Raw genomic sequence first — 23,734 nt, forward strand, 5'->3', positions numbered from 1 at the left:
TTTTGTTTCCCTAGCGATTTCTATCTGCTGTGATCCGTTGATAAGCGGCTGCTCGTCGTGCTTCTCGAGGATCTCCCCATGTCAACTTACGGTTTGCAGATGCCGCAGGGGGAGTAGCCTTGGGCTATGAGTTGGTCGCGAGTGCCGGTGAAGTCTTGCTTGTTTGCGCTTGAGATGTCGTTGGCGGCGGAGCAGTCGGGCTTGTGGAACTTCTTGTTCTTCACGTTCAGGATGTAGTCCTGCTGCTCGGATGTGCTTTGGTTGCCGGTGCTGTTGCTGCTGGCTCCGTCACCGCTGCCGTTGCCCTTGCTCCCCTTGCTCCCGCCGTTGGCGTCGCCACCGTCGCCGCCGTCGGCGTCGCTCTCGCTCCCGCTTCCAACTGCTGCCTTATCTGCTCGCGCTGCTGCTGCGGTGGTGATGGTGGCGTTGCCTTTGCTGGTGACCTGCGGGGTTTCGGACGATTCCCGGCTTTCGCCGGTCACGTAGTCGATGGCCACGCCCGGTTCCACGTTGTACACGAACACGTTGAACTGCACGGCTTCGCCGTTGTCCTCAACGGACTTCGCTTCCATCTGAACCCCGCGCGCTACCAGGTCGTTTGCGGCGAACAGCGGGGTGACGCGGTAGAGCACGTGGTTGCCCGTGCTGCGCACGTAGTCGCCCACCAGCTCCTCGTAATACAGCATGCCCACCGCGTTGAAGGTGCGCGTGCCCGTGATCAAGTTCTTCTCGTTGGCGTTCTCCCCGCACAGCTGGTGCGCGATCAGGTGGCTGCGGTTGTACAGCATGCCGTCGTCGACGAAGCTGTATTTGCGCTGCACCCAGCCGCTCGGGTGCACTTGCGAGATGTCGCCGCGTTTCTCGTTGGATATGGTGTCGGGCCCGATGCGCGCGAAGGCGGTGCCGCAACGGCCTTCGAAATCCAGGTCGCTGAACTGCATGAACGTCCCGCGCGCCTCGTCCTGCGCCGTGAACCCGGGCTCGCCGTGGTTGATGTCGATGCACAGCGCACCGGTGTACGCGGGAATATCGGCGATGGTCGCCTGGGCGGATTGCGCGCTGTCGGAGCCGGTGGAGCCGGAGCCGCCGTACGTGCTGCTGATGGAGCTGCCGTTGCCGGTGGAGCTATCGCCGATGCTGATGGAGCAGCCCGTTGCGGGAAGCGCGAACGAGAACGCCAGCGCCAGAGCCGCTAATGCTGCAGCGATGCGCTGGGGAAGCGGGAGCGTGCGGGTATCTTTCAACGGCGGCCTTTCTGTTTGCGTTGCGCGTCGATTGTAGCGGACGCGTTTGATGGTCGCGTGGGGCTTGTGCGCCCCGTATACGGAACGGCTCGTCTGCGACAGGTGGCGCAGGCGGGCCGCTGGAACGTTGATGCTAGCCGAATCGCCGTTTGATCTGGCGTTATTGGCAGACCTTGCCTGGGTTCAGGATGTTGTTGGGGTCGAACACGCGCTTGATGCCGGCCATCAGCTCGATGGCGGTGTCGCCCAAGTTCTCGCGCAGATAGGTGCGCTTGGCGTGGCCGATGCCGTGCTCGCCGGACACTTGGCCGCCCAGCTCGGCGCACTTGGCGTACGCGGCCTCCATCACCTTCGCCGACTGCTCCAGGAATGCGTCCTTGTCCATGTCCTCGTTCCCGCAGCAGTAGATGTGCAGGTTGCCGTCGCCGGCATGGCCGAACGAGCGGATGCGCACGCCGTGCCCCTCGCCGACGCCCAGCACGAAGCTGAGGAACGACGGGATCTTATCCACGGGCACTACCACGTCCATTTCGTCCAGGAAGCGCGTGTCGGCTTCGATGGCGGTCAAAAACGCGCTGCGAACAGCCCAAACGTCGCGCTTGTCGGAAGGCTGGCTGAGTACCAGCGTGTCGAAGGCGCCCGACTCGTCGGCAATGCCCGCCAGCACCTCGGCGCGCTGGAAGATCTCATCCTCGTCGTTGCCGTCCAGCGTGACCAGGATGTACGCGCCCACTTCGCGATCGTTGACCTTGGTGGGGATGATCTTCGTGCCGCTGAAGTTCGCGGCGGAATCCACGATGTCGCGTTCCATGAACTCGATGGATTGCGGGTTCAGGCCGGCGAGCTTGATCTTCGGCACCGCGCTGATGGCGCCCTCGATGTTCTCGAACGGAAGGATGAAGCTCATGTCCTCCTGCGGGTTGGGAATCAGCTTCATGGTGAGCTCGGTGATGACGCCGAGCGTGCCTTCCGAGCCGATGATCAGGTGCAACAGGCTGTAGCCGCTGCTCGCCTTCGTCACGGGACGGCCCAGTTGCATCACTTCGCCGCTCGGCAGGACCACGGTCATGGCCAGCACGTAGTCGCGCGTGGTGCCGTACTTTACGGCGCGCATGCCGCCGGCGTTGGTGCTGACGTTGCCGCCAAGCGAGCCGGTCTTCTCGCCGGGGTCGGGCGGGTACATGAAGCCGTGCCCGATGGCGTCGGCGGCCAGGTCGCACAGGCGCACGCCGGGCTGGACGCGCACGTTCAGGTTGCTCATGTCGTAGGCGATGATCTTGTCCATGCGCATGGTGCACAGGACCACGCCGCCGAGCACCGGGGTGCTACCGCCCACCAGGCCGGTGCCGGCGCCGCGCACCGTGACGGGGATGCGGTTCTCATTGCACAGCTTCATGATGGCGGACACTTCCTCGGTGTCCGCGGGCATCACCACGGCATCGGGCATGTGCGTGCCGTAGATGGGCATCTCGTCGTGCGCGAAATCCTCGTTGATGTCGTCAGCGAGGTAGCAGTTGTCCTTGCCGACAATGGCCTTGAGCTCCAGTACCAGCTCAGGTGTCAATTCGTTGTACTCGGTCATGCGTGCCTTCTTGCGTTTCCATTTGCGGCTGCGGGGCTTGGCCGTGCGCCGGTGGGCTGTGCTCCTTGGACGGGCATGCGCATGCGTTGCGTTTTGCGGGCCGAGGGCGTCGTCTACCTTGGTGCGTTGCGGCTTCGCCGAGCGTTGTCGCGCCATTGATAACCGTTCCATGATAGGCATGCCCGCATAAATCCGAGGTGCCGAGTAGGGTATCTTCGAAAAATTTTCGCGCGGGAAGGGAAGGCGCTCGTATTCGCCGGTGTGCGGCCGTGCTGCAGTGCCCTGCAATATAATGTGCGCATGACTAAAACGCAGCTGATACTCAATCGATACAAGCCCCTTGCCAAGGCGGGGGCCGGCGGCTTCGGCACGGTGCAGGTGGCATGGGATACGCGCATCCAGCGCAAGGTGGCCATCAAATGCATCCCCCTCTCCGAGGCCGAGTTGTTGCGCGCCGCCCTTCCCGGGGCCGATGCGCTTGATGTTTCTCCTGATGAACACGGCGAAAGCTCAGCCGGATCGCAAGGATTCGGCGCGTCGGGCACGCGTGCAACGGGATCCGCGGCTTCTTCGGTGGCCGCCGTCGACCCGGCGGACGTTCCCCCGTGGGAGGATTTGCCCGAGGAAGCGGGTTTTGCGGGCCCGTCGCGCGTTGATTCGTTCCCCAGCCAGCTTTTGCCTGGTCAGTCGGTCAGCCTGACGGATACGGCAGACCCTGCAAGCCGCCCGCTGGTGCGCACGCTCTCGCGCATCCCGGGATTGGACGAGGCCCGCACGGCGGCCATGCTGTCGGACCCCAGCATCGTTGCGGTGTACGACTTCGAGATTCAAGACTCCACGGCGTACCTGATCATGGAGTACGTCGAGGGTATGACGCTCACCGAGCTGCTGCGCGACCACGACGATCAGCTGACGCTCGATGTGGTCGCCGCCGTGTTCGACGCGGTGGCGCATGCGCTTGAGGTGGCGCACGAGAACGGCGTGCTGCACTTGGATATCAAGCCCGACAACATCCTGATCAACGCATCGGGCCAGGTGAAGGTGACCGACTTCGGCTTGGCGACCTTGGCCGACGCGCAGGGGTTCGGCGTGGCCGGCGGTGGCACCGTCGGTTATATGCCGCTTGAGCAGATGCGCCAGGAGAACCTTGACGCGCGGTGCGACGAGTGGGCGCTCGCGTCGGTGACGTACGAGATGCTTGCGGGCGAGAACCCGTTCTTGGCTCCGAACCTGTTCCAGGCGCAGGAGGCCATCGAGGATGGCGAATTGGTGCTGCCATCGCTGTGCTGGGACAACCTCGACCCGGCCGCGGACGACCCCATCTTCTACGCGTTGGACCCTGAGCGCGAGGAGCGCTACGAGACGGTGGCGGATTTCGCGGAGGAGCTTTCGCCGTTTTTGGGCGACCCGGTGAAGGGCCGTGCGGAGCTGGCCGACATCGTCGTCGGTCCGGAAGAAGAGGAGGAGCCTGAGCCGCAGCATCGCGAGCCCGGCATCCCGTTGCGCGACCGTATCACGCCCGATCTGCTGTTTCTCGGCTCGCACGCGTGCGGCGCGGTGGGATCGGCGTTGCTGGCGTTTTTGCCGTTGCAGAACATCTCGCAGACCGAAGGGTTCGCCAACCCGTTGTTCTGGGGGTTGTTGCTGCTTGTCACCCTTGCCGGAGCGCTTCGACCTCATCTGGGTGCGCTTTTGGGATTCGTTTCCCTGTCGGCCATGCTGGTGATGTGCGGCGTGCCCGCTGCGGGTTGCGTGCTGTTGGCGGGCGTCGGCGTATGGTGGTGGTACCTGGGCCGCGCGGGCGATGCGACCGCGAACGCCGCGTTAGCGACGCCGCTTGCCGGCGCGATCGGGTTGGGGCCGCTTGGCCCGCTTGCGGCGGGTTTTGCGCTGCGCCCGGTTGCGGCGATGGCGACCGCGGCCTTCCAAGTGCTGTGTGGATTTATGCTGGCAAGCTTGGGAAGCGCCTCGTTCATGGGATGGGATGTGCTTTCCACCTGGCATTTCTCGACGGCGGCCTTCGCAAGCGATGCGGTCATCGACCGGATGGCGGCCATGTTGACGGAGCCGGGCACGTGGATCATGGCGGCAAGCTGGGTGCTGGCGGCGGGCGCGTGCGCCTTGCTGCGTTGGCGCCCCACGCGGCTGTTCGCGTCCTTCGGCGTGCTGGCGGGCGCGGCGGTGCTGGTTGCCGGGTTCGTTTTGGCGGCGGTTTGCGGGTCTCCTTCCGCATCCGCCTTCACCGACCCCGTCGATGTTGCCTCGTTGGTCGTTTCCGCGGGCATTATGCTGTTCGCCGCCTATCTTCTGCCCGACCCCGAGTATTATGACGAGAGCGACGAATAGCTTCCGCTCCCGACGTTCGGGCGAAGCGGCGTTGCGCGATATCGAAAGACCGGCCGTCGGCGCGGTGCCGCGGCCTTACATGGATAGGAAGGAAACCCATGATCGAGCTTAACGACGACAAGACGTTGTTCTCCTTCGACCGCGATCTTGAGCCGGTGCTGACCGTGAAGTCCGGCGAGACGGTGCGCATCCGTACGAAGGACTGCTTCAGCAACCAGCTGACCGGTCCTCAGGACACCATGGATGACCTGGATTGGGATGCCATCAACCCGGCAACCGGCCCGGTGTTCGTCGAGGGCGCGAAGGCGGGCGGCGCGCTGAAGGTGCGCATCGAGAACATCGAGTTCGATGAGCAGACCTGCTCCGCCACCGGTCAGGACGAGGGCGTTTGCGGCAATCGCTTCACCGAGTGGGCAACGCATTACTGCAAGATCCAGGGCAACACGCTGGCCTGGGACGAGCGCCTGAACATCCCGCTGCGCCCCATGATCGGCGTCATCGGCGTGGCTCCCGAGGGCGAGCCGGTGAACTGCGGCACGCCGGGTAGCCACGGCGGCAACATGGACAACACGGCCATCACCACCGGCGCCACGCTGTACTTTCCCGTGGCGGTCGACGGCGCGCTGTTCGGCTGCGGCGACATGCACGCTGCCATGGGCGACGGCGAGGTCAGCGTCTCCGGCGCCGAGGTTGCAGGCTACGCCACCGTCACGCTGACGGCCCTGCCCGAGCTGAAGCTGGTGAACCCGCTGATCGAGAACGACACGCATTTCGGCATCATCGTGTCCGCGGAATCGCTGGATGCGGCCGCTGAGCTGGCCGTTCAGCAGATGGTCGACCTGCTGGCTTCTCGCACGAACGAGTCCGAGGCCGACCTGGTCATGCTGCTGTCGCTGGTCGCCGACGTGCAGGTGTGCCAGATGGTGGACCCGCAGAAGACGGTGCGTTTCATGGTGCCGAAGTACGTGCTGGATGCCATCGGCTTCGCGCTGTAACGGCAAGTTGGGAAACGAAGCGCCCGCAAGCGTTGTGCTTGCGGGCGCTTTTGCGTTGGGGCAAAAAGAAACCGCCCCGCGTATTGGCGTTGCGGGGCGGTTCGGCGGCAGGTGTGAGTGAGTGGCCGCCGCGTGGTTATTCGGAATCTTCCTCGTCGTCATCGTCGAAGAAGGACCAGTCGTCCTTGCCTTTCGGGCGGTCGACGAACGTTTTGCGGGTGCGACGCTCCATGATGATGCATGCGATAAGGCTGATGACAAGACCCGCACCGATCATAATGCCCATGCCGGCATATGTCTCGAAAAGAAAGTGGTACAGGCCGATCCAATCCATGCTGTTCCTAACGGTTCGTTCGCAAGCGCTCGAGGGCGCGTATTACAAAGCCAAAGTATACTACACCGTTTCCGCTCCGGTCGTGCCAAGAACGAAGAACAACCAACGATCAGCAACAAACCGCAACAGCTCGAAGGGATATGGGATCGGTGTCTTGAACCCTTGCGTTTTGAGTCCTGGCAGCTCGACCTTGATGGGCCGTGGTTCGGATTCTGATTCCTCGAACCCTTGTGCCTCGGCCCCCGAACCGTCAGGGCAGGGCCGCCGAACCGCTGGGCGGAGCGGTTGGTTTCGGACAGATAAGCCTCCGTCCCCATGTGTCAGGGTTTGCGGAGGCGGCACCAGCAGGTGTGCTGGGGGTTTCCGAACGCCAACGGCGAGGGCCGGCTGGTGGTGAGCGTGTTGATGCATCCGCCAACATCGACGGGCTCGGCGCCGGCGTCTTCCGCTTGCCACCAGGCGCCTTGCGGCATGACGATGGTGCCGGCGATCACGTCATCGGTGACGTGCGCGGGAAGACGCAGCGTGCCGAAACGGTTCGACGCCTCCACCAGGTCGCCGGTCGCGATGCCTCGCGTGTCGGCGTCCGCGGGGTTGATCGAGATGATCTGCGGCACATGTCGCGAAACCGCGGGCACGTTGCCCCATGACGAATGGATGCGTGCGACGCTATGGAATCCGAACACGCGAAACGGCTGGTCGCAGGCGGGTTCGGCGATTGCTTCGCTTCGGCGACTGCTTGTGGGAAGGTCGGTGCCTGATTTGCTCCCCTGGCCGTCTGCGCATAGCCCAGCGCCCGGTTCCCGCGCCCCGTTGTCCGCAGCCTGCTCGACGGCGAACTCCGCCGGGCCCCATTCGGGAACGTAGGTGGGGATGGGCGTGATGGCGCCCTCGTCGGGTGCGCCGCGCAGCGCCTCGGCCACGGCGGCGAGCTGTTCGCTGAACAGCTCGATCTTGCCCGATGGCGTGTCGAGTGGATGCGCATCGGGGTCGCTTCGCCAATCGGCAAGCGCCACGAACGGCTTGTTGCGGTCGGTCCGCCAGGCGAGCCCTTCCTCGATCAGCCGGTCGAACGCCGGCAGTCCGGCGCTGCGCTCGCGGTCGCTCTCGTACAGGCGGCGAATCCACTCGCCTTCCGTGCGCCCCTCGGTGAACGCGTCTTCGATTCCCCAGCGTTTCGCCAGGTCGCAGCACATTTCCCATGCGCCGCGACGCTCGAAGCGCGCGCCCAGCTCCCCGGTGCTGACGGCGATGCGCCGGCCCCAGGCGTCGGCGTCCATCGCGCTTTCCTGCTCCATGCGGAACAGGTCGGGCAGCACGATGTCGGCGTAGCGCGCGGAATCGGTGAACTCCACGTCCACGTTCAGGATGAACTCGCACTTCGACGGGTCGCCTAGCACGCGGTGCGCGCGGTTGACGTCGCCGTGCTGGTTGGTCAGGCAATTGCCGCCGTGGCAGATGATCGCCTTGATGCTGCAGGGAAGATGTGCGGCGCCGGAACCTTCCTCCGGCAGCCCGCGAACGCCCTCGCGCGCGCCTAGCGCTTCGCCGTTCTCGATGGCATCGAGGAACCGATACGCCGGGATGCGGAAGGGAACAGGGTTATCACCTGCGGAAACTCGCGTGAGGAAGCCGCCGCCCCAAGCGATGTTCGTGCCGTTGTTCGTACCGGGCAGACCTACCTGTCCGAGCGCTGCAGCCAGCATCATGATCATGCCGCTGGTCATCTCGCCGTTGCTGCGACGCTGCGGACCCCACCCCTGCATGATGAACGCGGGCCGTGCAGTGGCAAGCTGCGCGGCAAGTTCGCGAATATCGCTCGCGGCGATGCCGGTGATCGCGGTGGCCCACGCGGGCGTTTTCGCCACGTGGTCGTAGCCGGCGCCGCGCAGGTAATCCATTACGGAAAGCCCCAGGCCGCGTCGGTTCTCGGGTAGCGTCTCGTCGGTGAATCCGATGCAATGCTCGCGCAAGAAGTCCCAATCCAGCGCGTTGTGCACGAACGCTAGCTCGTGCAGGAGCGCCGCCGCCAGCGCGCCGTCGGTCCCAGGGTTGATAGGCAACCAGGAAACGGTTTCCCCGCTCGACGCGGCGTCGTTCGGCAGCGCGCCATCGCAAGCGGGTGCCGCCAGCTGCCCTTCGGGTTCGCTGCTGCCCGGCAGCGCCGCGCCGCAAAGCGCTGATGCCTGTCCCTCGCGCTCGCCGCCGCTCGCGGACTTCTTGCGTTTGGGGATGGAGCCGTTTCGCCGCGGGTCGACCATCACGATGCGTCCGCCGCGTTCGCCCACCTGCTCGACCACGCGGTCCCAGGCGCCGTGCCAGGTGGCGCGACCCGTTCCCGTTTCCGCCGGCGAAGCGCCGAGCACCAGCACGAGCCGCGCATCGGCGGCGGCATCGAGTTCGCTGCCGCCGGGGTAGAGCGCACCGGGCCCGTACATGCTACGGACCATGGCGTTGATCTGCGGATTCGAGTAGTTGTTGTAGTGGTCCAGGAAGCCGCCGAAGCAGTTCATGAGCCGCTCGAACGGGTCGGCGGTGGTGCACGATTGCCCGGTGGTGTAGGCCAGGTAGATGGACTCGTTGCCGTGCTCGCGGCGGATGCGGGCCAGCCGGTCGGCTATCTCGTCAAGCGCTTCGTCCCAGGTCACGCGTTCGAACTGCGCGGAACCCGGTGGCCCGACGCGCCTCATGGGCCACATAAGGCGGTCGGGGCTGTTCGCCCACGCGCGCATGGACAGCCCGCGGTGGCAGGCAGGGGCGGCCTTGTTCGCCGACACGCGCGTCAGCTCGCCGTCGCGCAGGTGCAGCTCAAGCGGGCAGCGACCCGGGCAGTCGATGGCGCAAAACGCCGGCGCGCAGGTTTCGGCAGCTTCGCTTCCGAAAGCGGAATCGACCGGCTCAACCTTGCGGAACAGCCGGTCGGCTATGTTCGTGATCGTTTTCATGCTCCCATTATCGCCGGCGCCCTTCGCGTGCCTCTGCATGCGCTTGTTATTGCGCCGTTATCACATAGCTGCAATCCCTGCGCCTTCGCATGCCGCTCCCGTGAAGGCTCTTTATCGCCCACGCCGCACGCGCGTTCGCTGCGCTATACTGGGAAACTGCTCTACTACAACCGATTCATAGAAGGGGAGCGCGCAATGCTAGATCTTAAGTTCGTTCGCGAAAACCAGGAAGCCGTCGCCCAGGCGATGAAGAACCGTCATGCTTCATGGGACGCGTCGCGCTTCTCCGAACTTGACGAAGCCCGTCGTGCCGCCATCACCGAGGAGGAGGCCCTGCAGGCCGAGCGCAACGCCACGTCCAAGAGCATCGGCCAGATGATGGCCGCCGGCGAGAAGGACAAGGCTGAGGCCGCCAAGGAGCGCGTGCGCGAGATCAACGACCAGCTGGCCGCCGTCTCCGCCAAGCGCGAGACCGTCGACGCCGAGCTTCACGACATCCTGCTGCGCACGCCGAACATGCCGGCCGACACCACTCCCGTGGGCGATGACGAGAACGACAACCCCGAGGTGCGCCGCTGGGGCACCCCGCGCGACTTCGAGGCCGAGGGCATCCAGATGAAGCCGCACTGGGACCTGGGCGCCGACCTGCACATGCTCGAGCCCGAGCGCGCCGTCAAGCTGGCTGCCAGCCGCTTCGTCCTGCTGCGCGGTCAGGCCGCACGCCTGGAGCGCGCCATCATCAACTTCATGGCCGACACGCACACCAGCCGCGGCTACACCGAGTGGTGGTGCCCGGCCATGGCCAACGCCAACACGCTGACCGGCACCGGCCAGCTGCCCAAGTTCGAGGACGACCTGTTCAAAACCCGTGAGGGCCTCTACCTGATCCCCACGGCCGAGGTGCAGCTGACCAACATCCACTCCGGCGAGGTGCTTGAGGCTTCCGACCTGCCGCTTCATTACTGCGCTTACACCCCGTGCTTCCGCGAGGAGGCCGGCAGCGCCGGTCGCGACACGCGCGGCCTCATCCGCGTGCACCAGTTCGACAAGGTGGAGATGGTCAAGTACGCCAAGCCCGAGGAAAGCTACGACGAGCTGGAGGCCATGGTCAACGACGCCGAGAACATCCTGCAGCAGCTGGGCCTTCCGTACCGCGTGATTAGCCTGTGCACCGGCGACATCGGATTCTCCGCCGCCAAGACCTACGACCTGGAGGTTTGGCTGCCCAGCTACAACAGCTACAAGGAGATCAGCTCCTGCTCGAACTGCGTCGACTTCCAGGCGCGCCGCGCGAACATCAAGTACCGCGACCCCGAGAACTTCAAGGGCTCGCGCTACGTCCACACGCTGAACGGCTCCGGCCTGGCGGTGGGCCGCACCATGGCTGCCATCATGGAGAACTACCAGCAGGCCGACGGCACCATCAAGGTCCCCGAGGTGCTGGTCCCCTACATGGGCGGCATCGAGGTCATCGGCGACCAGGCGTAAAGCCGGCGTATGGCCTTCTGAAGGAAAACTGCACGTAGATAAGGTATTTTGCACGTGGTAACGAAACGAAAGCCACCGAAGCAGAATAACGAACAGGGCGCGCCGGGCAAACCGGCGCGCCCTTCCGTTAAGGGCAAGGCGGTCGCCCGTCCCGAGGTGCGCCCCGAGGCGGCCGCGGCGGCGTCGAACGATGCCGCCGCGAACGCGGCGAATCAGGCAGGCGCCCAGGTGGCGGCACCGGGCAAGCCCAAGCGGCGTATCGCCATGCCGCAAAGCTCGACGCGCCTGAAGCAGAACCAGGCGGCGAACCAGGCGGCCCCGGCTCAGGCTGGGGAAGCAGGCGCTGCGCAATCTGCACGGCAGCCCGTCTCGCGACCTGCGGGGGCTTCGGGTTCTCAGCCTGCACGACAGCCCGCTGCGCAACCCGCGGGGTCATCCGCCCCGCAGCCAACCAGGCCTTCGGTCTCGCAACCGTCCAGGCCTTCCGTGGCGAAACGCGGGACCGGCAAGCCGACGAAGGCGCGCAAGCCGTTGAACGTCCCCTCGGTGCAGCCGGGCGGGGACGGGAATGCCCCGGCGTCTGCGCCCGGGGAATCCGCTGCGACTGCCGAGCAGGCCTCCGCGGCGGAAGGCAAGGGCGCCGCGCTGAAGCGCCGTCTGAAGCGCTTCTCGGTCGCGAAGGCCGAGAAAACCGCTTCCGATCAGGCGAAGCAGGTGGAGGGGACCGTCTCCGAGGCCGATGCCGAGCAAGCGAAGGATGCCGCCCGTGCCGCCATCGCCGGCGAGGCCGCCAAGCGCAGGCTTGAGCGGCGGCAGCGCATGCTCAAGCGCACCGGGGAAGGCGAAGGCGCCGACGTCGCAGTTCAGGGCGCTGCCGAAGGCGACTCCGCGCAAGGTGGGGAAGCCGGCGAGGGGGTACAGGCCGGCGAAACGGCGCGCAAGCTCCCGTTCAACCTGTCCGAGCTGCACCTGACCTGGCCCATCGTCGCCGTGCTGGTGGCGATCGCCGTGGTGGTGGTCACGGTGGGCTCGTTCTCGTGGGGCCGCTGGCTTCGCTACGACGACGCCGCCGACTTCCAAGGCGCGTGGTACGCGAACGGCACAACGTCCCTGGTGACGGTCGATGGCCAGGAGATTCATCTGACCAGCGACGTCGCTTACGGCTACACGCTCGACACCGGGGCGAAGACCATCACGTTCACGTTCGGCGATCTGCAGGGGCAGGGGCGCTACCGTTTCTCCGCCGATCGCAGCGAGCTGGTCATCACCGATGGCGATGGATTCTCGTTCTGGGGCAACCTGTTCAGCGATATCGGCTGGCAGTTCGGCCAGCTCATCACCGGGCTGCAGGGCAAGGAAGCCCCGCGCGAGGAGGCCGTCGACGGCGTAACGGTGCTCGACCGCACGCCGGGCGAAGGCGCCGTGGCGGCGCCGGCAAGCTCGGCTCCGGCTCAGGACGCCGACGCGTCCTCCGCGGACGACGCGTCGAGCGACGCGGGCACTGGCGAAGCCTCCGATGGCGAAACCGCTGACGGCGATGCTGCCGGCGCGGATGCGACGGGCGATTCCGCCGATGGCTCCAGCGGCTCCGGCTCGCAAGGGTTCACCGGCGCGGTGGCCGAGGGCGGTATCGAGTCGGCGGGCAGCAACGCGGTGACCCTTGAGCAGCTGAAAAACGGGTCGCTGCGATGATGCATGATGGCGCCTGCGCGGGCGGGGACGCTTCGGCGGGCTCCATCCGCGTCGAGCGCATGGAGGTGCGGCGCGGGCACTTGGTGTGCCGGGTGGCGTTCGGCGCCGCGCCGCGCACAACTTCGCCCCAGCTGATGTCGCGCGTGCTGGACGTGGTCCCCACGTTGGCGCAGCATGCCTGCGTCAACGAGCGCGGCACCACCTTCGCGGCGGTCATGGACTGCACCCCGCTGCCGCATTTGCTGGAGCATTTGGTGGTTGACCTGCAGGTACGTGCGGAATCGGGGCGGTGGGGCACGCTGCCCGGCGCCATGCCGGGCGCCCCGCCTTCCGTGACGGGTTCGACACGCGAACGCCCCATCGTGGGCACCAGCGAATGGCTGGACGAGGCGGCGGGCATCGCTCGCATAGATGTGAGCTTCGCCGACGACCTGGTGGCCCTAAGGGCCATGCGGGATTCCGTGGCGTTTCTCAACAAGCTGCTGCGCGGCTAACGCGCAACATATAAAGGAAGGAGGCCCGAGATGGGCTTGAAGATAGCGGTGATCGCAGGCGGCGCGTTCGAGGCCGAGCGCTCGCTTGCCGCGGCGAACGACGTGATGGCGGCCCTGAAGGAAGCCGAGCACGAGCCCGAGCTTTTCCAGGCGGACGGCTCTCTCATCGACGATCTGCTGCGCGCGCAGCCTGATGCGGCCATCAGCTGTCTGCGCGGCGGCGACGGCGAATCCGGCGACATCCAGGATGCGCTCTCCGTGATCGGCCTGCCGTGCGTGGGCAGCAGCGCGGCGGTGTGCCGCCTCGCCTACGACAAGGCGTCGCTTTCCGAGGTGCTCCAGGCGTACCATAACCTCACGGAGGACCTGGTCACGGCAACGGTTCCGCAAACGCTGACGTTCTCGCGCCGCGCGTTCGAGCTGTGGGGCATGGAAGCGGCGCTTTCCCAGGTGGAAAGCCGCTTCCCCGACAGCTTTCCGCTGTGCGTGAAGCCCGCGTCCGGCAGCTCCGCCCACGGCGTGTCCCGCGTCGAGGACGCCGAGCAGCTGGCCGAGGCGCTGCGCGAGGCGTTGAAGATCAGCGAGCGCGCACTCGTGCAGCCGTGGGTCGAGGGCGTGCAGCTGTGCGTGCCCGTCATCGGCACGGGCTGGAACGCCTTTGCTCTGCCTCCGGTGGAGATCGTGGCGAAGGAGGGCTGGTACGACGCCGCAGCGCGACAGGCCGCCGACGCCGTCGAGCTGCACGTTCCCGTGCGCAACGAGTCGCTGTCCCCGAGCGAGGCGGACGCCCAGGCCATCCGCGCCGAAATCGAGCGCGCGGTGCTGGAAACCTATCGCGCTCTGGGCATGCGCGATTGCGGCTGCATCGATCTGACCTGGGACGGCGCGCAGGCCATCATCCTGGAAGCCGTGGCGAACCCGTGCCTCTCCGCTGAGGCCCCGTTCGCGCAGGCGGCCAAGGCCGCGGGCCTGACGTTGCCCAACCTTCTCAACGAGCTGGTCGAAAGCGCGCTGGACGCGTAAATCGGCAGATAGTGGGGGCCTTTCGGGCCTCCGAGCTTTATCCGGGCCCTTCGCAATCTAACAAGAAGGCAACCTTTTTCTGCAGGTATTGGAAAGTCGACGAGTCCTTGTTGGCTTGCTCGTATAATGGCAGCACAGATGATCGTCCCGCATATTTAGGAGGCCGTGATGAGCAACAAACTTGGTATCTTTCTCGCAGGTGGAGCCGTTGGTGCCGTGGCGGCTTTGCTGTGCGCTCCCCGTACGGGTCAGGAAGCCCGCACCATGGTGGCCGAAAAGGTGAACGAGGCCTGGGGCCAGGCGCAGAACATCAGCGCCGACGCCGGCGTGAACGCTCAGCAGATGTATCAGAGCGCTGCCGCCCGTGGCCAGGAGGTCGCCTCCTCCGTGCAGGCCAAGGGCCAGGAAGTGGCCGGTCAGGCCGCTGCCCGCGTGCAGGAGGTGGCCAGCAACCTGAAGCCGTCCTTCACCCAGGACAACGACGAGCTGCGCGATAAGATCGAGGCGGCGCGTCAGCGCATCGCTTCCCAGGTGGCCAAGAACGCCGAGGAAACCGGCCAGGTGGCCGAGGAGGTCGTCGAGGCCGTGGCCGAGGCCGTCGAGCCCGCTGCGGAAGCGGTCGCCGAGGCAGCTGAGCAGGCCGAGGAGCCGAAGGCTGAATAGCATCCTATTCCAATCGTGATACCGAAGCGGCGTGTCCGGCCCTAGGCAGGTTTCGGCGCGCCGCTTCATGCTGTATAAGGGGATTTCCATGGCAAGCAAACTCATCACCACCCATGAGCTGACCGGCACGCGCGTTCTGGGCGGCAAGAAGGGCACGAAGCGTATCGGCAAGATTCGCCGCTTCGTGTTCCACCCGAAGGAGAAACGCGTCATCGGCTTCGTGGTGAAGCGTCCCGACCTGCTATGGATGTTCCATCGCGCCGACGTGTTCGTCCCCATCGACGGCTACGACCTGGTGGACGGCCGCGTCATCATCCGCCCCGATGCCGCCGCAAGCGGCAAGGCCTACTGCAAGAAAGAAGGTCTGAACTGGGACGACTGCGTGCTGTGGGTGGGCCTTCCCGTCATGAGCGAGGATGGCGAGTGCTACGGCATCGTGGGCAACGTCACGTTCAACCGTCTCACGGGCACGGTGGATTGCTTCGAAACCGATAACGGCGCAACGTCGAACGCCCTGCTGGGCAAGCGCACCATCCCCGCCGACATGGTGCGCGGCTTCAAGCGCGGCATGGGCGCCGCGTTGGCCAATATGGGCGCCGAGGGCGTGGAGGGCGAAGAGGTGCAGCTCGGCGCCATGCTCGTTTCCTCCCAGGTGGCGAATCTGAACAGCGAGGGCGGCGTGGCCGAGAAGGCCGGCGCCGCCACCGCCGTCGCCGTCGACAAGGTGCAAACCACCGTCGACAAGGCGAAACCCGTGGTCAGCAAGGCGGCTGCGGCAACCGGCGAGGCGGTCAACAAGGGCGCGTACGCCACGGGCAAGCAGATCAGCAAGTCCAAGCACATGTTCCAGGATTTCAAGGCGGAGTACGACAAGGCCGTGGCCCCGTCGGACGGGCAGAAGAAGGCTGCTTCTGCAAGCAAGGCATCTTCTTCGAGCAAGACTTCAAGCGCCAAGAAGAAGGCCGCCCCGAAAAAGAAGAACATGTTCGCTGCGTTCAAGGATGAGTACGATAAGGCACGAAACGGCGACTAAGCCGGGAAGCGAAGTGGGCTAATTGAAGCGCAAGGAAGCAAGGGCGCAATCGAACACTCGCAAAAGGGGCGCCGTCAAGCGCAAGAACAAGGCGGCCCGTAAGAAGAAGCGCGAGCAAAGGCAGCATCAGGGCCTTCGCGAGCGCGCGCACGAGCGCAAGGAAGAGCTGCAACAGAAGGCCAACGAGGAAACGCAGGTGCGCGGCAGGCCCGTGCGCCGCGGCGATATATTCAAGATCGTGGGCCTGGCGGCGTTCATCGGCATCGTAAGCCTGGTCAGCTGGCTGGTGTGGCCGTACATCCACATGATGTTCGAGCCCGGCGGCATCGACCAGGTCATCGACAGCGTGCGCAACGCCGGCCCCATGGGCTTCCTTATCCTGCTGGCGCTGCAGTTCCTGCAGATCGTGGTGGCGTTCATCCCCGGCGAGGCCACGCAGATGGCCGCCGGCATGCTCTACGGTCCTTGGGTCGGCAGTCTGGTCATCTTGTTGGGCACTATCTTGTCGAGCGCGTTCGTGTTCATGGTGGTGCACCGCCTGGGTGCGCCGTTCGTGAAGGACATGGTGTCCGAGAAGTGGATGGATAAGTTCGATCGCTTCGAGCGGTCCGGCAAGCTGGAGCTCATCGTGTTCGTGCTGTTCCTCATCCCCGGCATGCCGAAGGACATCTTCACGTACCTGGTGCCGTTGACCGACATGCGCATGCGCACGTTCCTGCTGCTGTCCAACATCGGCCGCATCCCGGGCATCTTGGTGTCCACGTACGCGGCAAGCGGCCTGGTCGACGGGAACGTGTGGCAGAGCATCGTCATACTCGGGGTGCTCGCCGTGGTCGCGGTGGTGTGCGTGATTTTCCGCGAGCAGCTGATGGGTGTGGTCGAGAAGTTGGGGAAGAAAAGGTAAGGGAAACGCTATGGATCCGATGAACGAACGCAGCGCAGCCGACGAGCTGGCCGCCGCCGAGGCGGAGCTGAAGGCCGCACAGGAACGTCTTGATGCCGCGCGTTTGCGCATGGCGTCCGAACAGCCGCAGGCAGCGCCTGCTGCTCCGCAAGGGACCCAGCCTCAGCCGCAGCCGTACGCGCAAGCGCAGCAGGTGTCGTATGCCGCTCAGCCGGCTCAGCCGGCGTCGTTTGGCTCGCAACCGCAGCCCCAGCAGCCGACTCAGCCGGCAGCCGCTTGGCAGCCCGATGCGCAACAGGCGCAGGGCCAGCCCTATGCCACGCAGTCTGGCGTCCAGCAGCCGGCTCGGTCGTACGCCGCGCCGCAGCAAGGGTCGCCGTACGCACAACCTCAGCCGCAAGCGCAGGCGGCCCAGCAGCCGTATGGCGCGCAGCCGGGCTACGGGTCCGTGCCGCCGCAGAACCCGTACGGCCAGCAGACGCAATACGGGTATCAGCAGCCCTACGCCGCGCCCGCGGTCGGCGAAAAGGACCATGTGGCGGCAGGCTTGCTCGCGCTGTTCCTGGGCTGGCTCGGCGTGCACAAGTTCTACCTGGGCTATAACACCTCGGGCTTCATCATGCTGGGCACGTCCATCCTCGGCGGTATCCTCACGTTGTCGGTGGCTTCATGGGCCATTTGGGTCATCGCCATCGTCGAGGGCATCTTCTACCTCTCGAAGTCCCAAACCGAGTTCGAGCAGATGTACGTGATAAATAAACGAGAATGGTTCTAACGGTTCCGCCTGCCTGCCGGCAGGCGGATTGACTCGACGCTGCGGGGCCCTGCGGCACGCCGTCTCGCCCTTCAGCTGCGCAGGCATGGCCCTTAGGCCAATGCCTGCTTGCTTCAGGGCGATACGACGCACCGCAGGGCCCCTCGCTGACTTTGCTGGCGTCCCGGATGTTTTTACTTTCTATCCCCGGAGGCTTTGCTTTCTGTCTCTGAGTTTGTTGGGGGAGGGGCTATGGCGAACGCCCCTTGCGCCTGGCGTCCTCAGCGGTGGGAAAGGTCCGGCGAGTGGTCGCTTGCTGGATTGGTCGCGGCTTTTTTCCGTGGATAGGCGCGGCGGGGTTGCTGCTTCGTTAAAATGAATCCAGACATGCGGCGCGTGCTGCGCCGTTTTTCTTGGAACTTGCATCCTATAAGGAGGAACATCATGCCCAAGATCACTCGCGACCAGGTGAAGGTGCCTGCCGACGTCCTGGCAGACGTCCGCGAGACGTACGTCGACAACTACATGAAGGCCACCCGTGGCACGGGCCGCCTCATGCTGTTCGCGTGCGACCAGAAGGTTGAGCACCTGAACAAGGACTTCTACGGCGAGGGCATCGACATCGCCGATGCCGAGCCGGAGCATCTCTTCAAGATCGGCGATCAGGGCGTGTGCGGCGTTTTGGCTGGCCAGCGTGGTCTTATCGCGCAGTATGCCGCCGATTACCCCAACATCAACTACCTGGTGAAGATGAACTCCAAGACCAACCTGGTCAAGACCGCCCAGGAAGATCCGTACAGCCCGCAGCTGTACGACCTGGAGGCCGTGCTCGCCATGCGCGAGAACGGCGTGAACATCGTGGGCCTGGGCTACACCATCTACCTGGGCAGCGAGTACGAATCCACCATGCTGGCCGAGGCCGGCGAGCTCATCGCCGCCGCCCATGCCAACGGCCTGCTGGTCGTGCTGTGGATCTACCCGCGCGGCAAGGCCGTCGCGGCTGAGAAGGACCCGGACCTGATCGCGGGCGCCGCCGGCGTCGCGCTGTGCCTGGGCGCCGACTTCGTGAAGGTCAACCCGCCCAAGCCCGAGGGCGACGACAAGCGTACGGCCGCCGAGGCCCTGAAGGTCGCCTCCATGGCCGCAGGCCGCACGGGCCTGGTTTGCGCCGGCGGCTCCACCGTTGACGCCGAGACGTTCCTGACCCAGCTGCACGACCAGATCCACGTGGGCGGCGCCGACGGCAACGCCACCGGCCGCAACATCCACCAGCGCAGCCTGGACGAGGCCGTTCGTCTGACGAAGGCCATCAGCGCCATCACGCTGGCCGACTACACCGTTGCCGACGCCCTGAAGGTGTTCAACGGCGAGGCCGACTTCGCCTGGGAGGACTAGCATCCCCGCCTGATCGAAGGCAAAACCATAACGTTGCCGCAAGCGCCTAGCCATCACGCAAGGTTTGCGGGCAGGCGGGCCGTCAGGCCCCGGCAACGCAGCAGAACCAAGCGCCCGGAAGGTACGCCTTCCGGGCGCCTTTACGTTTTCATGGTTTTGTGCATATGCGCAAAACCATATGGTTTTCGATGTTAACCATGAGTACTATTCACCGATATTTTGGAAAATGTGTACATTTTCGGCCTCCAAAATCCTACTAAAGCACTACAATGAAAAAGCACGCAAGACGCGGAGCTAGGCAAGATGCTGAAGGAGTTTGCGGGTTTTTGAGCGATCGAACGGCTATTCAGACAGGTGTCAAAGGCACCGACCATCCAGTCGAACAGACGGATGCTTCGGGAAAATCCAGGCGTGAGGCGGAGGAACAGGCCGCCGTGCGCGTTGGGGAGCCAGCCCTTCGGTCCGAGGAGCAACCCTCCCGGGCAAAGGACGAAAAACACTTGGTGCTGAAGCGTATTCTCGCTGCACACGAGCAATGGTTCGATGTGCGACGGGGATACGAGTACGCCGGCCGCACCTTCCCCGGGTATGCCGAGTTCCATTCCTATGGCGAAAAATACGTGCTGGTCAAAAGCGCGAAGCTATGGGAAGTCGACACGCATGAGTATCTGTTCTTCGTCCTCGCCGATGCCTTGGATGAAACTCAGGTGCGCGATCTTGTGTCGTTCATGGAACATGATGGGCTCAAAAAGGTGGTTCCCAAGCCGAACCATATGTCCTCGGCCATATCCCTGGTGATCGTTGCGGATTCCTGCACCCAGGAAGCGGCGAAGGCGGTGCGCAAAACGCGTTTCCGCAAGAACTTCGCCCTGGGCATCCGTGGCTGGGCCGACCTTCGGGTGGCCGTCGCCGACCTCTCTGCGAACCGCGTGATAACGAACGCGGCGGGCAAGCAGCTGAAAACCACGTTGGAGGCGAACCTGCTGCCGCGTTCCTAACATCGGAAACGCAAAACAGAAGAGGGTTCCATGAACGCATTGCTTATCCTCCTTGTTGCTGCGGTCATCCTGGTCATCGGCTATGTCTGCTATGGCGGTTGGCTGGCGAAGCAATGGGGGGTCGATCCCAAGAATCCGACTCCGGCACACGAACTGGAAGACGGCGTGGACTACGTTCCCGCGCCGCCCTACGTGGTGCTGGGTCATCATTTCTCGTCCATCGCCGGCGCCGGCCCCATCAACGGCCCCATCCAGGCGGCCGTATTCGGCTGGGTGCCCGTGCTGCTGTGGGTGCTCATCGGCGGCATCTTCTTCGGCGCCATGCACGACTTCGGCAGCCTGTTCGCATCGCTGCGCCATAAGGGCCAGACGCTGGCCGTCGTGGTCGCGGAGAACATCGACAACACGGCGAAGAAGCTGTTCTGCATCTTCGCGTACCTGACGTTGCTGCTGGTGGTGGCCGCATTCGCCTCCATCGTGGCGAACACGTTCGCCGTGGTGCCCGACCTGGACGGCACGAAGGCCGCCACGAACCTGGCCAACCAGCAGACGGCCATGATCTCGGTGATCTTCATCGGCGTCGCCGTCGTCTACGGCGTCCTCACGCGCGGCCGCAACATCCCCGGCCCGGTCAACATCGCCTCCGCCATCGTGCTGATCGTCATCATGGTGGCCATCGGCTACAACCTGCCGCTCATGGGCATCGCCCTGTCGCTGGATTACAACACGTGGATGATCATCCTGGGCGTGTACATCCTGATCGCATCGGTCGCCCCCGTGTGGATCTTGCTGCAGCCCCGCGACTACCTGTCCAGCTACCTGCTGTACGGCATGATCTTGCTGGCCGTCATCGGCATCGTGGGCGCATCCCTCACGGGTGCGGCTTCGAATCTGCAGATCCCCGCGTTCACGGGCTTCGTCGCCACGAACGCCGCGTTTGACGCCTCCACGGGCCAGGCGCTCGTCGACCAGGCCGGCAAGGCCATCACGAACAAGGCCGCCGCTTCGGGCTTCCTGTTCCCGGCCCTGTTCATCACCATCGCCTGCGGCGCCATCTCCGGGTTCCACAGCTTGGTAGCCTCCGGCACCACGTCCAAGCAGCTGGATAGGGAAGCGGAAGCGCAGCCCATCGGCTACGGCGGCATGCTCATCGAGTGCCTGCTGGCCGTCATCTCGCTGTGCGCCGTCGGCTTCGTGTGGAGCAAGTACGCCGCGGGCGGCTATGCCTCCCCGACCGCCGTCTTCGCCGACGGCCTGTCCCAGATGCTCGCATGCATCCCCGGCCTGTCCAACGTGCAGGGCTTGGCATATGCGCTGCTCATCCTGGCCGTTTCCGCGTTCTGCCTGACCTCGCTCGACACCGCCACCCGTCTGGCCCGCTACATGTTCCAGGAGCTTTGGACCCCCGTCGACGCGAATCGCGAGGACCTGACGGGCGTGCGCAAGGTCATGACGAACCCCTACGTCGCCACCATCATCACCGTGGTCATCGGCGTGTTCCTGGGCATGACCGGCTACACCATCATCTGGCCGCTGTTCGGCGCCGCCAACCAGCTGCTGGCAGCCCTGGCGCTGCTGGCCGTGTGCGCATGGCTGGGCAACGCGGGCCGCAACAACAAGATGTTCTTCGTGCCCATGGCCTTTATGCTGGCCGCCACGCTCACCTCGCTGGGCATCACGTTCTACCAGAAGACCCTGCTCATCATGAAGGGCGGCGACATCTTCGCCCCCGCCGTGCAGGCGCTGCTGGCCGTGCTGCTGTTCGTGCTGGCCGTGGTGCTGGCCGTCAAGGGCGTGAAGACCATCGTGGCCACCGCCAAGCGCAACGCCGCGTAAGCTGCTGTTTCGCTAGCGGGAAGGTCGCGCGATTCTGCGCCTTGTGAGACTGGAAGCCCCGTCGCAACTTCGGTTGCGGCGGGGTTTTCGCGTGCTATGGGGCGTCTGCGCCGTACGGGGTGAGTGGGGCTGCCCGCGGCGGGGAAGAGGGCGCACGGTTTCGCGAGGTTTTGCAGGCTGCCTGTGCAGCCTTCTTGCGGTGGTGGCGCGGGCGAAGGGGCGGGTGCGGAGACGTGGCTGGGCGAGAGGCGCTACTCCCAGAACAGTTTCGTGAGGCCGACGCGGGATTGCGTGCCGGTTTTCTGGTAGAGCGAAGTTAGGTGCCGCTGGAGCACGCGCAGGGAGATGCCCATGTCCGTGGCCACATGCTTGAGCGGGCGCTCGTCGGCGGTGACGGCGGCAAGTACCTCGGTCTCGCGCGGCGTGAGCGAGAAGCGGCTGGCGAAATCCTTAAGGCGTGCCTCGGGGTCGATAGCTGCATCGTCCGCGGAAGGCGCGGCGTCGGGTGCTGCGTGTTGCGCGGCTTCCGATGTATGCTCGGCGACTGCCGGCTGAGCAGGCATTTCGCCCTCGGCGGGGCCGGGCGCAGCATCGCTGGCGGCAGGCATGCGCTCACCGGCTGTCGCTTGGCCAGGCGCAGCATCGCTGGCGGAGCCGGACGCGTCGGCTTGCTGCCCGGCACGTCCTCCGGTTTCGCCATCCCTCGGGCGCGGGCGCAGATCCAGCATGCCGGCGGCGAAGAGCAGCGCGTTGATGCCGATGATCAGGGGGACCAGCAGCACGACAACGGCTATGGGGCTTGTCAGGTTGATCACCAGCAGCGCGGGTGCGCCGATTGCGATGGCGGTCACATTGTTGAGCGCTCGCCCCATGCTGCACCACAGGTCGGGTGCGCGCAGGAACTGCGCTATCCAGACGAACACCGCAGTATAGAACGTCATGAAAACGCCCGAGCCCAGGAAGTAGACGACTTCCCCGATGGCGTATGGCCCGCCCGCCTCCACCCCGAGCATCGCGCCGACTGAGAGCAGCATCATCCAGAACATGACGATGCCCAGGTAACGCGCCCGGTGCAGGTCGAACAGCACGCCGCCGGCGAAGCCTCCGACTGCCATCAGAACGCGCGGCGTTATGTTGGTATATTGGCTGGTCCAGGGCGAGCCGATGTCCATAAAGGTGTAGAGCGTGTTGAACAGCACGGAGAACAACAGCACCAGCGCGAAGATCACGATGACGGCGGTACGAGGGGTCATGTGGTCGAGACGCCATCCGGCGAACTTGCTGCTTTCGAGGTGGTTTCCTCTGCGCTGTTCTCGTTGCGTGGAAAAGTCTACGAGTACGGATTGGGGCGGCCATATGCGCGCGTTGATCACTCCTAGGGCGATGATGCTCGCGGAAAGCACGACAGCTTCGACCAGGTGGTTCGACGTGAATTCGAGCAGGGGGATTTGCGCGAGCACGCCAAGCGCGTGGCTGCCGCCGATCAACGTCGCGAACCGCGCGATGCTGCGCGACCTCACGCATGTTGCCCAGTACACGGTGGCGCCGGCAAGCCCGATAAGGAAGAATCCGACCGCACCCGTGCATGCGATTACCAGCGGCGACGACGCGAAAACGACGCCGACAAGGGATGCGACCCCAAGGACGGTGACGACTCCCATGAACACAGGCCGGCCCTTTCCCCCGACAAGACGGTTTTTAAGGGGGAAGGCCAGCAGGCCCAGGGTGCTGGCTCCTTGGATGGGGAACTGCGAGAAGAAGGGACTATGCCCTCCAGGTTGAGCTAGGTTGGCCTGGAAGAACAGCGTTGACTCAAGGAACACGAAGAAGAACAACGCAAGTGCGCAAAACAGCAGTCTATTTTCGCGTTTCGCGTTGCCCATCGCACCCCTCCTTCCAGGCGTGTCCGTGCCCCCTAAACCTATTGTATCCCGTGTTGCGTTACCTTCGTTTTTCAATTTCTCCCAGATGGCTAACTTTGGCCGCGAGTTCTTGGGAAGCGTCCGCG

18 protein-coding genes are annotated in these 23,734 nt (G+C 64.9%); 13 read left to right on the forward strand and 5 right to left on the reverse strand.

Annotated features, from left to right (window positions below):
* Positions 1–86: 86 nt before the first annotated feature.
* Together Q0G75_RS06730 and Q0G75_RS06735 are read right to left on the reverse strand one after the other, a co-directional pair.
* Positions 87–1,244, reverse strand: a complete 1,158-nt coding sequence (locus tag Q0G75_RS06730) for a DNA/RNA non-specific endonuclease (protein ID WP_294415185.1) — start codon at positions 1,242–1,244, stop codon at positions 87–89.
* A 160-nt stretch (positions 1,245–1,404) separates the two neighbouring features.
* Positions 1,405–2,826, reverse strand: a complete 1,422-nt coding sequence (locus Q0G75_RS06735) for an FAD-binding oxidoreductase (RefSeq protein ID WP_294415183.1) — start codon at positions 2,824–2,826, stop codon at positions 1,405–1,407.
* Positions 2,827–3,126: 300 nt separating this feature from the next.
* Between Q0G75_RS06735 and Q0G75_RS06740 the strand changes: the two genes are divergently transcribed.
* A complete protein-coding gene (locus Q0G75_RS06740) occupies positions 3,127–5,172 on the forward strand; it encodes a protein kinase (protein WP_294415181.1) in 2,046 nt (681 codons plus the stop codon).
* A 98-nt stretch (positions 5,173–5,270) separates the two neighbouring features.
* A complete protein-coding gene (locus Q0G75_RS06745; RefSeq protein ID WP_294382586.1) occupies positions 5,271–6,167 on the forward strand; it encodes an acetamidase/formamidase family protein in 897 nt (298 codons plus the stop codon).
* A 136-nt stretch (positions 6,168–6,303) separates the two neighbouring features.
* Here Q0G75_RS06745 and Q0G75_RS06750 read toward each other — a convergent pair whose 3' ends face one another.
* Positions 6,304–6,501: a DUF6724 family protein gene (locus Q0G75_RS06750; RefSeq protein ID WP_042432175.1), complete on the reverse strand. Its 198-nt coding sequence runs from the start codon at positions 6,499–6,501 to the stop codon at positions 6,304–6,306.
* Positions 6,502–6,821: 320 nt separating this feature from the next.
* Positions 6,822–9,446, reverse strand: a complete 2,625-nt coding sequence (locus tag Q0G75_RS06755) for a molybdopterin-dependent oxidoreductase (RefSeq protein ID WP_294415179.1) — start codon at positions 9,444–9,446, stop codon at positions 6,822–6,824.
* Positions 9,447–9,641: 195 nt separating this feature from the next.
* Here Q0G75_RS06755 and serS point away from each other — a divergent pair, with 195 nt between their 5' ends.
* The 11 genes from serS (at position 9,642) to Q0G75_RS06810 (ending at position 21,726) form a co-directional block, all read left to right on the forward strand.
* On the forward strand, positions 9,642–10,934 hold the full coding sequence (serS, locus tag Q0G75_RS06760) for a serine--tRNA ligase (protein ID WP_294415177.1): 1,293 nt from the start codon (positions 9,642–9,644) through the stop codon (positions 10,932–10,934).
* A gap of 54 nt (positions 10,935–10,988) precedes the next feature.
* Positions 10,989–12,626 carry a hypothetical protein gene (locus Q0G75_RS06765; protein WP_294415175.1) on the forward strand — a complete coding sequence of 546 codons (1,638 nt, stop codon included), beginning with the start codon at positions 10,989–10,991 and terminating at the stop codon, positions 12,624–12,626.
* Positions 12,623–13,120 carry a hypothetical protein gene (locus tag Q0G75_RS06770; RefSeq protein WP_294415173.1) on the forward strand — a complete coding sequence of 166 codons (498 nt, stop codon included), beginning with the start codon at positions 12,623–12,625 and terminating at the stop codon, positions 13,118–13,120. Before Q0G75_RS06765 ends, Q0G75_RS06770 begins: the two co-directional genes overlap by 4 nt.
* A gap of 30 nt (positions 13,121–13,150) precedes the next feature.
* Positions 13,151–14,143 carry a hypothetical protein gene (locus tag Q0G75_RS06775; RefSeq protein ID WP_294415171.1) on the forward strand — a complete coding sequence of 331 codons (993 nt, stop codon included), beginning with the start codon at positions 13,151–13,153 and terminating at the stop codon, positions 14,141–14,143.
* Positions 14,144–14,311: 168 nt separating this feature from the next.
* A complete protein-coding gene (locus Q0G75_RS06780; protein ID WP_294415168.1) occupies positions 14,312–14,806 on the forward strand; it encodes a YtxH domain-containing protein in 495 nt (164 codons plus the stop codon).
* 88 nt (positions 14,807–14,894) lie between these two features.
* A complete protein-coding gene (locus tag Q0G75_RS06785; RefSeq protein ID WP_294415167.1) occupies positions 14,895–15,839 on the forward strand; it encodes a PRC-barrel domain-containing protein in 945 nt (314 codons plus the stop codon).
* Between the two features lie 22 nt (positions 15,840–15,861).
* A complete protein-coding gene (locus Q0G75_RS06790; RefSeq protein WP_294415164.1) occupies positions 15,862–16,743 on the forward strand; it encodes a TVP38/TMEM64 family protein in 882 nt (293 codons plus the stop codon).
* 10 nt (positions 16,744–16,753) lie between these two features.
* Positions 16,754–17,518 carry a TM2 domain-containing protein gene (locus tag Q0G75_RS06795; RefSeq protein ID WP_294415161.1) on the forward strand — a complete coding sequence of 255 codons (765 nt, stop codon included), beginning with the start codon at positions 16,754–16,756 and terminating at the stop codon, positions 17,516–17,518.
* Between the two features lie 423 nt (positions 17,519–17,941).
* Complete coding sequence (locus Q0G75_RS06800) at positions 17,942–18,892, forward strand: hypothetical protein (RefSeq protein ID WP_294415159.1); 951 nt, start codon at positions 17,942–17,944, stop codon at positions 18,890–18,892.
* Between the two features lie 326 nt (positions 18,893–19,218).
* The gene (locus Q0G75_RS06805) at positions 19,219–19,890 is read left to right on the forward strand and encodes a hypothetical protein (RefSeq protein ID WP_294415156.1); all 672 of its coding nucleotides are present in this window, start codon (positions 19,219–19,221) and stop codon (positions 19,888–19,890) included.
* A gap of 30 nt (positions 19,891–19,920) precedes the next feature.
* The gene (locus tag Q0G75_RS06810) at positions 19,921–21,726 is read left to right on the forward strand and encodes a carbon starvation CstA family protein (protein ID WP_294415154.1); all 1,806 of its coding nucleotides are present in this window, start codon (positions 19,921–19,923) and stop codon (positions 21,724–21,726) included.
* 251 nt (positions 21,727–21,977) lie between these two features.
* On the opposite strand, the gene Q0G75_RS06815 is transcribed toward Q0G75_RS06810, so the two are convergent.
* The gene (locus Q0G75_RS06815) at positions 21,978–23,609 is read right to left on the reverse strand and encodes a helix-turn-helix domain-containing protein (protein ID WP_294415153.1); all 1,632 of its coding nucleotides are present in this window, start codon (positions 23,607–23,609) and stop codon (positions 21,978–21,980) included.
* Positions 23,610–23,734: the final 125 nt, after the last annotated feature.

Origin of the sequence: uncultured Senegalimassilia sp., from assembly GCF_934636665.1 — a bacterium.
Lineage (GTDB): Bacteria > Actinomycetota > Coriobacteriia > Coriobacteriales > Eggerthellaceae > Senegalimassilia.